10 protein-coding genes are annotated in these 10,222 nt (G+C 28.8%); 8 read left to right on the top strand and 2 right to left on the bottom strand.

What is annotated here, in order from left to right; all coding sequences use genetic code 11:
- The first annotated feature begins 208 nt into the window (after nucleotides 1-208).
- The 4 genes from ACN5J4_RS07170 to ACN5J4_RS07155 all read left to right on the top strand — a co-directional run bounded on the left by ACN5J4_RS07170 (nucleotide 209) and on the right by ACN5J4_RS07155 (nucleotide 2,507).
- Nucleotides 209-334, top strand: coding sequence for a hypothetical protein (locus ACN5J4_RS07170; RefSeq protein WP_418649332.1), 126 nt, complete (start codon nucleotides 209-211; stop codon nucleotides 332-334).
- Between the two features lie 325 nt (nucleotides 335-659).
- Complete coding sequence (locus ACN5J4_RS07165) at nucleotides 660-758, top strand: pyridoxamine 5'-phosphate oxidase family protein (RefSeq protein WP_418649331.1); 99 nt, start codon at nucleotides 660-662, stop codon at nucleotides 756-758.
- A 350-nt stretch (nucleotides 759-1,108) separates the two neighbouring features.
- Nucleotides 1,109-2,134, top strand: coding sequence for an endonuclease/exonuclease/phosphatase family protein (locus ACN5J4_RS07160; RefSeq protein WP_418649330.1), 1,026 nt, complete (start codon nucleotides 1,109-1,111; stop codon nucleotides 2,132-2,134).
- A gap of 229 nt (nucleotides 2,135-2,363) precedes the next feature.
- Nucleotides 2,364-2,507 (top strand): hypothetical protein, encoded by a 144-nt coding sequence (locus ACN5J4_RS07155; protein ID WP_418649329.1) that lies wholly within the window; start codon nucleotides 2,364-2,366, stop codon nucleotides 2,505-2,507.
- Nucleotides 2,508-2,591: 84 nt separating this feature from the next.
- On the opposite strand, the gene ACN5J4_RS07150 is transcribed toward ACN5J4_RS07155, so the two are convergent.
- A complete protein-coding gene (locus tag ACN5J4_RS07150; protein ID WP_418649328.1) occupies nucleotides 2,592-3,770 on the bottom strand; it encodes an acyl-CoA dehydrogenase family protein in 1,179 nt (392 codons plus the stop codon).
- A 246-nt stretch (nucleotides 3,771-4,016) separates the two neighbouring features.
- On the opposite strand from ACN5J4_RS07150, the gene rnpA reads away from it, so the two are divergent.
- The 4 genes from rnpA (at nucleotide 4,017) to purD (ending at nucleotide 9,082) form a co-directional block, all read left to right on the top strand.
- Nucleotides 4,017-4,400: a ribonuclease P protein component gene (rnpA, locus tag ACN5J4_RS07145; RefSeq protein WP_418649327.1), complete on the top strand. Its 384-nt coding sequence runs from the start codon at nucleotides 4,017-4,019 to the stop codon at nucleotides 4,398-4,400.
- Nucleotides 4,390-6,015 (top strand): S41 family peptidase, encoded by a 1,626-nt coding sequence (locus tag ACN5J4_RS07140; RefSeq protein ID WP_418649326.1) that lies wholly within the window; start codon nucleotides 4,390-4,392, stop codon nucleotides 6,013-6,015. The genes rnpA and ACN5J4_RS07140 overlap by 11 nt, the downstream gene beginning before the upstream one ends.
- Before the next feature lie 38 nt (nucleotides 6,016-6,053).
- Nucleotides 6,054-7,733: a DUF6909 family protein gene (locus tag ACN5J4_RS07135; RefSeq protein ID WP_418649325.1), complete on the top strand. Its 1,680-nt coding sequence runs from the start codon at nucleotides 6,054-6,056 to the stop codon at nucleotides 7,731-7,733.
- A 74-nt stretch (nucleotides 7,734-7,807) separates the two neighbouring features.
- Complete coding sequence (gene purD, locus ACN5J4_RS07130) at nucleotides 7,808-9,082, top strand: phosphoribosylamine--glycine ligase (protein WP_418649324.1); 1,275 nt, start codon at nucleotides 7,808-7,810, stop codon at nucleotides 9,080-9,082.
- A gap of 55 nt (nucleotides 9,083-9,137) precedes the next feature.
- Here purD and ACN5J4_RS07125 read toward each other — a convergent pair whose 3' ends face one another.
- Nucleotides 9,138-10,181 carry a sensor histidine kinase gene (locus ACN5J4_RS07125; RefSeq protein ID WP_418649323.1) on the bottom strand — a complete coding sequence of 348 codons (1,044 nt, stop codon included), beginning with the start codon at nucleotides 10,179-10,181 and terminating at the stop codon, nucleotides 9,138-9,140.
- Nucleotides 10,182-10,222: the final 41 nt, after the last annotated feature.

The following is a 10,222-nucleotide window of genomic DNA, read 5'->3' as shown; positions in this document are numbered from 1 at the left end:
TTATAACTTAAGTAAACAACAAATTCCTATAACAGGAGATTAACAAGTAGCACTATTCGGAAAGCTTGCTTGAGAAAGAAAAAAACTTATAATACTGGTTGTTTTATGTTAATCAATATTAAATAGCAACAACTATTTCTTAGGAAATTGACAACAGTATATATTATGCCTTAGAAGATAGTATATTTGTTACTGACTTAACAATTCAATGACTACGAGATTATTTAAAAACTATAAACAACCTAAAAAAAGTAAAACCTTTACTAAAACAATAACAGAAGAAAATACTATGTCTGTAGTTACTACTTTTACAGGTTTGGGTACATCGTATTAAAATATGTATACTAGTAAAGCCGTTTTTTATTTAACACATAACACTAGTAAAATAATTTAATAAAAGCTACTTTAAATGCCTTTACATCAAACAATAATTACTGTATGAGATGATGCAAAAATATAATATGATTAAATTAAAATTTGATAGAAAAGACTCTACAAATAATTATTTAATATAATTTTAAATACAAAGGTTGAGTATCTAAAAATTATAAAAACCACTATAATCAAAGCTGCTTATTTAGCGGGTATTCATGTTCAATTATAGAAAAAAGAAACTATTTTTAAAATACTAAAAATCAGATTGATTAAAAAGAATAATTATGGCAAGAGATCAAAAGTTTATAGCAGCTCAAAAAGTGTTTTTTGTTGCTACAGCTCCAAAAAATGGACATATAAATTTATCGCCTAAAGGAATGTAAAAACTTAATTACGCTATTTCCAAAACTAGCAGAAATACATCAAATATTTGATATAACTATTGAAAGTACACAGAACTCATATGAAATGTCAATTCCTTTTTACCAATACAAATAAGAACGTAACGAACTGTCTGACTGGGAAAATTAAATAGGACAAAGTGGAATTGAACAATACTGAGAAGATGAAAATAAAATTAGTATTGATACTTTATCAACTAAATTAAAACGATAATATTTATAAATACTATTAAAAAAACTACATACTAATATTTTTAATAACTTTGATTAAAAAATTTAATGTGAGTTTATTTTTTATAATTTTTTCTTTATTACTTATTGTATTAAGTATAATGCCATTAATTAAAAATCAGCATTGGATTTTTAGAGTGCCCGAATTTATTAAAATACAAGTATTATTTTGTCAAATAATAGCAACTGTAGGTATATTTATTTTCACTACTATAAATAATAAAAATTGGTATATATTAGTAATACAATTTATTTTAATTAGCTATCACTTATACCTTTTAGCTCGCTACACTAAATTTTATAAGAGCAAAATTATTAAAAAAAGCAAACTATCTACTCGCAAAAAACAAAACTTTAAAATAATATCCGCTAATGTTTATCAATATAATAAAAATTTTAGCCAATTTAAAGATTGTATTAAAAAGGAAAAACCTGATATTTTTGTAACTATCGAAAGTAATAAAGATTGGGAATTAGCTATACGTGAATTAGAAATTGAATATCCTTACAGTCAAAAAATAACTTTAGAAAACACCTATGGAATGCATTTATATGCTAAAATTCCTTTTCAAAAAATTAATACTCATTATTTTATTGCTAATGATATTCCTAGTATTGAAGCTCATTTTAAAACTAAAAACACTGAAGATTTTGTTGTTTTTTGTGTACATCCACCTCCACCAAGCCCTACTGAAGAAAAAACATCTAAAGAGCGAGATGGTGACTTAATGTGCATTGCAAAGCATATAAAAAAAATTAAAAAACCTATACTTGTTATTGGAGATTTTAACACCGTACCGTGGTCTAATATTTCTAAGCTTTTTCGTAAAAATACTGGTTTAATTGATGCTAGAAGTGGACGAGGTATTTTAGCCTCTTATCATGCTAAGTACTGGTTTTTTAGAATTCCTTTAGATTTAGTTTTTCATAACAATACTATTTTAATAAAAAAGCTACGTGTTTTAAAGCACATTGGCTCAGATCATTTTCCAATATGTTGTACCTTTTGTGTTGATTCTTTTAATAGAAAAAAAAACCAAAAAAATATAACAAAAAAAGAGAAGGAAGAAACTTATAACTTAATTAAAAAAGGTAAAAAAGAAACGAGTAACAACCGAATTAATTGATTGTTCTTAACAAAGAAAAAACTATTATTTTTAAACTATTGCTTCACAAAGCAAAAACTAAATTAAAAATACAAATGGTTTTAATTACATCAATTACTTGAGTTCCATCCAAAGGCGTAAACTCGAAAAAGCATAAAAATAACTTTTAGCTCTATTTTTTTTAAAAACTGATAAAAATCATGTTTTAACCAAATTGATACATTTATTTTTGGTCTAAAATATATACAATATGACACAATTGGTTAATTTACCACTAGTTTCTTGGACAAACGGCACTATTATGATTGTAATTTTTGCATTTGTTTGTTTAGGTTTAGTTGCTACTCTTTTAATTCTTATAGGTACGGGGAGTACTGGTAAGAAAAAAAAGTAGGTTGTGTATAGGTTTTTAATAGTTAATTTTTAGAAGAAGAGCTCTATTTATATGTTGGTGGTTTAACGTATAGAGCACTTCTTCTTATTTAAAAGCATTTAAACCTGTTATATCTAAACCAGTAATTAGTAAATGAACATCATGTGTACCCTCATAAGTAATTACACTTTCTAAGTTCATTGCGTGCCTCATAATTGAATACTCTCCTGATATTCCCATAGCACCTAAAATTTGCCTAGCTTCTCTAGCTATTTTTATAGCCATATCAACATTATTACGTTTTGCCATAGATATTTGTGCAGAAGTTGCACGAGCTTCGTTTTTTAAAACCCCTAATCGCCAAGTTAATAACTGCGCTTTTGTAATTTCGGTAATCATTTCTGCTAACTTTTTTTGTTGCAATTGAAATTGACCTATCGGTTTACCAAACTGTGTTCGCTCTTTAGCGTACCTTAGAGCTGTATCATAACAATCCATTGCTGCACCAATAGCACCCCAAGCAATACCATAACGAGCAGCATCTAAACATAATAAAGGGGCTCCTAAACCAGATTTATTAGGTAACAAATTTTCTTTAGGCACTTTAACATTATCAAAAATAAGCTCACCTGTAATTGAAGCTCTTAATGACCATTTATGATGTGTTTCAGGCGTAGAAAAACCTTCCATACCTCTTTCAATAAGCAAACCATAAATACGTCCTGCTTCATTTTTTGCCCAAACCACGGCAACATCACAAATTGGGGCATTAGAAATCCACATTTTAGCACCATTTAATAAGTAGTAATCACCCATGTCCTTAAACTTAGTTTCCATTGCACCAGGATTACTTCCATGATTAGGCTCTGTTAAACCAAAACTACCCATCCATTTACCTGAAGCTAATTTTGGTAAATATTTTTTTCGCTGTGCTTCATTACCATACTTAAAAATAGGTGCCATTACTAATGATGATTGTACCGATGCTGTAGAACGAATACCACTATCACCTCGCTCTAGTTCTTGCATTATTAACCCATAAGAAATTTGATCTAAACCAGCACCTCCATACTCAGTAGGAATATATGAACCAAAAGCACCAACACTTGCTAAACCACTAATTAATTGCGCAGGAAACTTAGCCTCTTGAGCAGCATTTTCAATAATTGGAGACACATTTTTCTTTACCCATGCACGTGCCGTATCTCTAACCAATTTATGTTCATCAGTTAATAAATCATCCGTTAAATAATAATCAGGTGCTTGAAATAAGTCAGGTTTCATAAGTTTATTTTAATAATTAATAAGTAAAGTTTTTAGAAGCTATTTCCCGCTTTTCGCACTCGCTCTTTGCAAGGAGCTCAAACAAATGCTACAATCGGGGCTAGCCCTATTTATAAAGTTTTGGTAAGCTTATAAAATTATTTTTACACCTAACAACATTAAAAAAATGTAAAAACATAAATCGTATTAACTCAAAAATACGTAAAAAAAAGGTTTTTACTATAGGTTTATGTATGTTTGTAGTAGATGAGATTTACACTAGGACAACAAGAAAGATTAAAGAGCAAAAAGCTAATAGGCAAATTGTATGAAGAAGGAAAATCTATAAAAGTTTTTCCGCTTCGAATGGTATATATACAAACAGAACACACCTCTAAATTTCCTGCTCAAGTAGGTGTATCTGTTCCAAAAAGAAATTTTAAAAGTGCGGTTGACAGAAACCGAATAAAACGCTTAATGCGCGAAACCTATCGAAAACAAAAACATACCGTATATAACGCTGTAAATAAACCTCATGTATTTATGATTTCTTATATTGCAAGAGATGAGTGGACATATGCCGATTTAGAGCATAAGATGCAGAAATTATTAACACTGTTTATCGATGAAATTAATAAAGATGAAAAATAAAAAAATCCTTTTTTTGGGTTCACTAGTTGTTATATCGCTTTTCTTTTCTTTTCAATCTCGGTTTTTTGAAATTGCAAAACAAATAGAAATTTACAACAATTTATTTAAGGAATTAAATATTAATTATATTGATGAAATAAACCCTGGTGAATTAACAGATAAAGCTATTAAAAACACCCTTAAAAACTTAGACCCTTACACTAATTTTTTTAACGAACAAGATGTTGAAAATGCTCGTATTGCTCGCGAAGGAGAATATGGAGGTATTGGAATATCTATTTTCACTACAAGTCAAGGCATTATAGTATCTGAGGTGTATAAAGGATTTTCTGCAGATAAAGCAGGGTTAAAAATAGGCGACCTTATTACAACGGTAAATAATCAAAAATTAGCAGAATTAGCAAAAAATGAATATGCCCAAACACTAAAAGGAACACCTAACAAAGAACTTTCTTTAGTTATTCAAAGAAATGGAATTATTAAAAATATACAGTTAAAGCTTGATAAAGTTATTATAAACCCTGTTCCTTTTTATAGTATGATAAATAATGACACAGGCTATATTATTTTAACAAAATTTACGAACCAAAAAGCAACACAACAAGTTTCTAAAGCTTTTAACGAGTTAAAAGAAAAGGGAATGAAAAAATTAGTTTTTGATTTACGTAATAACCCTGGAGGATCATTATTTGATGCTGTAAATATCACCAACCTATTTATTAACAAAAATTTAAAAGTTGTAGATACAAAAGGTAAAATTAAAAAAAATAGCAGAACTTATAATACTAATCGAGAACCTTTAGATACTGAAATACCAATTGTTGTTTTAATAAATGATCGTTCAGCATCAGCCTCTGAAATTGTATCAGGTGCTTTGCAAGACTATGATCGTGCCGTAATTATGGGTGAACGCTCTTTCGGTAAAGGCTTAGTGCAACGTTATTTCACACTAAATTATGGTACGCAAATGAAAGCTACCATTTCTAAATACTACACACCTAGCGGTCGTTGTATTCAAGAATTAGATTATGCAAATAGAAATGCTAAAACAGGTAAAGTACCAAAATTTTCAGACAACGATACGCATTTATTTACCACTAAAAATGGAAGAAAAGTTTATGCTGGCGGTGGCGTAACTCCTGATATAAAAATAAAATTATCACAAAAATCAGCAGAAACAAAAAAACTACTAAAATCAAGAGCTATATTTAATTTTGTAACCGACTTTACAAATAAAAATTCTAACTTAATAGTAGATAACTACTTTTTTAAAACTGCCGATTTTAATAATTTTAAAAATTACTTACTTACAACAGATACTACTTTTGTGAGTAAACAAGAAAAATTATTTAAAAATGCTTATGCCTCTGTAAAAAACAAGACTCTTCTTACAACAGAGTATAAAACTATTATTAACAAATTGAAAAAAGATAAAGTTGACAAAATAGCAACCAATAAAGATGTTTTATCTAAAGAAATACAAAATGAAATTGTAAAAAGGTACGCCTATAAAGAAGGAGTATTTAAACACCAACTGCAAAATGATGAAACTATAAATAAAGCAGTAAACCTATTAAATAATCAAAAAAAGTATAGCACAGTTTTAGCAAAATAATATGCCTTACATAATTTGTTATCTTTTATATAAAAAATATGCAAAACCCTAACCATAAAGAGCGTAGTAGAGCACAAGAATCTACTAATGCCATTGAAAAATTATACATTTCAATGCGTCATTTATTTAGCCGCGGATTTTATAAACCTATGGGTATTTCAGGAGAAACTCTACGTAAATCCTTATTACAATTACGACCTGAAATTTATGGATCAATTGCTGAAGATAAGACCGAACTAAATGGTTTAATTTATGTAATTGAACGACTTCCGGAAGGTATTGAAGAGTGCCAATTTATTTACTTAACAGCTGATGAAGGCTTTAAAAACTCTAAATTCAAAACAATTGTACCGCCAAAAAGGAGAAGAAACTGTTATAGAATTGATAAAGATCAAATGAATATTGAAATTACTCGTGGTCGTTCTGAAATTTATGATATTCTTACCCACATTACCTTCTTATTTATTGAATCTCATAAAATAAAAGACCGTGTTATTGGTGATAATGGAGAAAGTTTTATTAGAGAATGGCAACTCCTAGAAGACGTTGTTATATATAATAAAACACTTACCCAGCAACAAAAAGATGTAGTGGTTGTGCATTTAAGTAATATACTAGGAAGAACTTATAACGAGGTGTATGATGCTTATAATACTTTTGCATCCGAAGAAAACCCTAATAGATTTTTTCATTTAATATATTGGTTAGGTAAACTAGCTATTAACGAAACAGTAAATGAACAAAAACGTTCTATAAAATTTAGTACTGTTTTAATAGAAGAAATAGGGCATCACTTTTATGGTGAAGTTTGGGCAAATAATATTAAAAAAAATCTTGTTCAAAATAATTTATTAGAACGTCCTATTCATATAATTAGTGCTAATATGCATAGCGTTATGAATAGCATTTATGCCGCAAACGCATTACCTAAAGAAGCTAAAAAAAATAAAGGATTTGAACTTTTTGAAGTGCTAAGTAACACAAACAGCTTTCTTTTACAAAAAACCGTAAAAGATTATGCACATGAAAACGGATTAACTTACTTAAAAGATACTTCTGGAACAAATATTAATGTTCAAATTATTGATACCGAAAAAATAAATTTTGACACTACTATATTTAAAAAGGTAAATTCGACAGGAGAAAAACCCGTACTTATAGTAATGGATTATGCTTTTGGTGAACAAGCTTTTGAAACCATGGATGAATTACTAAAACCCTATAAAACAGGTACAAAAAAAATACATTTAAATGTTGATTCAATCTCAATAATGGGAAAAGCAGGTATTTTAGAAGGTGGAAAAGGAGACATTATGATTCCTTCGGCACATATTTTTGAAGGTACTGCTGATAATTACCCGTTTAAAAATGAATTAACCACAAAAGATTTAGAAGGTTTTGGTGTAAAAGTTTTTGATGGAGCAATGGTTAGTGTATTAGGAACTTCACTACAAAATAAAGATTTACTTAAATTCTTTCATGATTCTACCTGGAATGTTATTGGTTTAGAAATGGAAGGAGCACATTATCAAAAAGCAATTCAATCGGCATCAAAAATTAGAGGAAATATTAGAGAAGACATCAAAGTACGATATGCTTACTACGCTTCTGACAACCCACTAGAAACAGGTGCAACACTTGCTTCTGGAGGTTTAGGAATGAGTGGTGTAACCCCTACTTATGCTATTACTCAAAAAATACTAGAACAAATATTTTAACAATTAAAGGCTATTTTTTTACATAGCCTTTTTTGTTATTTTATATTTGCAAAAACAACACAACAATACATACAATGAATATCTTAATTTTAGGGTCAGGTGGTAGAGAGCATGCCTTTGCAAAAAAGCTTTCAGAAAGTAATAAAATAAACAAACTATTTGTAGCACCTGGTAACGCGGGTACAAGTACTGTAGCTACAAATATTGCTATTAATCCAATAAACTTTAACCAAGTAAAAGAAGTTGTTTTACAAAATGAAATTAATATGGTTGTTGTAGGCCCTGAAGCACCTTTAGTTGAAGGTATTCATGATTTCTTTTTAGCTGACAATGAATTAAAAAACATTGCTATAATTGGCCCTAAAAAAGACGGTGCCTTATTAGAAGGAAGTAAAGATTTTTCTAAACAGTTTATGATTAAGCACAATATTCCTACTGCAAGGTATGAATCATTTACTGCTGAAACTTTACAACAAGGACAAGCTTTTTTAGAAAGCTTAACACCTCCGTATGTTTTAAAAGCTGATGGATTAGCTGGTGGTAAGGGTGTTTTAATTTTAACAGATTTAGAAGAAGCAAAACGCGAATTAAAAGAAATGCTTTCAAATAATAAATTCGGAAATGCTTCATCTACTGTTGTTATTGAAGAATTTTTAAAAGGAATTGAACTTTCTGTATTTGTTTTAACTGATGGAAAAAATTATAAAATTTTACCTTCTGCTAAAGATTACAAACGTATTGGTGAAGGTGATGTTGGTTTAAATACTGGCGGAATGGGTGCTATTTCTCCTGTTCCTTTTGCTACGGATGATTTTTTACAAAAAGTAGAAGATTTAGTAGTAAAACCAACTATAAATGGCTTACAAAAAGACGGAATTGATTATCGTGGATTTATTTTTATTGGATTAATGAATGATAGCGGAAATCCATCAGTAGTAGAATACAATGTTCGTATGGGAGACCCTGAAACAGAAGTTGTGTTACCTAGAATAGAATCTGATTTAGTAGATTTATTTGAAGGTGTTGCTAACCAAACTTTACATGAAAAATCATATAAAGTTACCTCTCAAACAGCAACAACTGTTATGTTAGTTGCTGGAGGATACCCTGAAGCTTATGAAAAAGGAAAAGAAATTACTGGTTTTGAATTAGTCGAAGATTCTATTGTTTTTCATGCAGGAACAACCAATAAAAATGGTAAAGTAGTTTCAAACGGAGGTAGAGTAATGGCTGTTACTTCTTTTGGTGCTTCTATTAAAGAAGCACTTGATAAATCATACAAAAACATTGACAAAATTTCTTTTGAAGGAATGAATTATAGAAAGGATATTGGATTTGATTTACTGTAAACAATATATAAAAAATTATAAAAAAAGGAGTTATTTAAATCAACTCCTTTTTTTATTACATCGCTTTTTCTAAAGTAAACGAAAATTCTGATCCTTTACCATACTCGCTTTTTAACAAAATAGTTTCATTATGAGCTTCAATAATATGTTTTACTATTGATAATCCTAAACCTGATCCTCCTTGATCTCTAGAACGACTTTGATCAACCCTATAAAACCGTTCAAATAAACGAGAAATATGTTCGTCCTTAATACCCTCACCATTATCTATAATTTTAATAATGTACTTGTTTGGGTTATAACTTTCTATACTAACAGTAGTTACTCCACCTATTTTACCATATTTTATAGAGTTTACTACTAAATTAATTAACACTTGCTCTATACGCTCAATATCACCTTTAACAAAGCGCGGAAACTCATAAAGAGTATCAAATAATAAAGTTATATTACGTTTTTTTGCTTTCATTTCAAATAAATCAAAAACATTTTGAATGAGTTCTATAATATTAAATGTTTCAATATTCATTTTCATCCCTTCGGTTTCTAATTTAGCAATCATATCTAAATCTTTAATAATAGAAGTTAACCTTTCTACCCCTTTATTAGCTCTACCTAAATATTTGGTACGTATTTCTTCATCATCAGCAGCTCCTTCAATTAAAGTTAAAATATAACCTTGCACTGTAAAAAGTGGGGTTTTTAATTCGTGAGCTACATTTCCTAAAAAATCTCTCCGAAAAGAATCTCTTTGTGTTAATACTGCTATTTCTTTACTTCTTTCTTCTACATATGATTGTACGCTATTCGTTAATAATTCAACATCGGTAGTTACATTTTTTCTTTCTAAATCATTAACATTTAAAATTGAAATATCTTCATATAGTTTTTTTATTCTTTTATATATAAAATATTCAGCCCTATATTGAATAATAAAAAAGGAAACTATGAACATTAAAAAACCGAAAACAAAAATAGCTCCAATACCTAATAAATCTATTAAAAGAGAATAGGATAATAATGCAATTACAACAGATATTGATGTAAAATAAAATGCCGACCAAAGGGCATACTTGTATGTTTTTTTAATTTTTTTCATATAAAAAAATAGATTGCTTATTAAGCAATCTACATATTTTG

The organism is Tenacibaculum aestuariivivum, from assembly GCF_964507685.1.
Taxonomy (GTDB): domain Bacteria; phylum Bacteroidota; class Bacteroidia; order Flavobacteriales; family Flavobacteriaceae; genus Polaribacter; species Polaribacter aestuariivivum.
Note: the sequence above shows the minus strand (reverse complement) of the source record. Positions and strands in the feature narration are given on the sequence as shown.

Excerpts from the sequence above, each read along its gene's own strand:
- rnpA (WP_418649327.1), top strand. The coding sequence starts at position 4,017 with ATGAGATTTACACTAGGACAACAAGAAAGATTAAAGAGCAAAAAGCTA.
- ACN5J4_RS07165 (WP_418649331.1), top strand. The coding sequence starts at position 660 with ATGGCAAGAGATCAAAAGTTTATAGCAGCTCAAAAAGTGTTTTTTGTT.
- ACN5J4_RS07125 (WP_418649323.1), bottom strand. The coding sequence starts at position 10,181 with ATGAAAAAAATTAAAAAAACATACAAGTATGCCCTTTGGTCGGCATTT.
- purD (WP_418649324.1), top strand. The coding sequence starts at position 7,808 with ATGAATATCTTAATTTTAGGGTCAGGTGGTAGAGAGCATGCCTTTGCA.
- ACN5J4_RS07140 (WP_418649326.1), top strand. The coding sequence starts at position 4,390 with ATGAAAAATAAAAAAATCCTTTTTTTGGGTTCACTAGTTGTTATATCG.
- ACN5J4_RS07135 (WP_418649325.1), top strand. The coding sequence starts at position 6,054 with ATGCAAAACCCTAACCATAAAGAGCGTAGTAGAGCACAAGAATCTACT.
- ACN5J4_RS07155 (WP_418649329.1), top strand. The coding sequence starts at position 2,364 with ATGACACAATTGGTTAATTTACCACTAGTTTCTTGGACAAACGGCACT.
- ACN5J4_RS07170 (WP_418649332.1), top strand. The coding sequence starts at position 209 with ATGACTACGAGATTATTTAAAAACTATAAACAACCTAAAAAAAGTAAA.
- ACN5J4_RS07160 (WP_418649330.1), top strand. The coding sequence starts at position 1,109 with ATGCCATTAATTAAAAATCAGCATTGGATTTTTAGAGTGCCCGAATTT.
- ACN5J4_RS07150 (WP_418649328.1), bottom strand. The coding sequence starts at position 3,770 with ATGAAACCTGACTTATTTCAAGCACCTGATTATTATTTAACGGATGAT.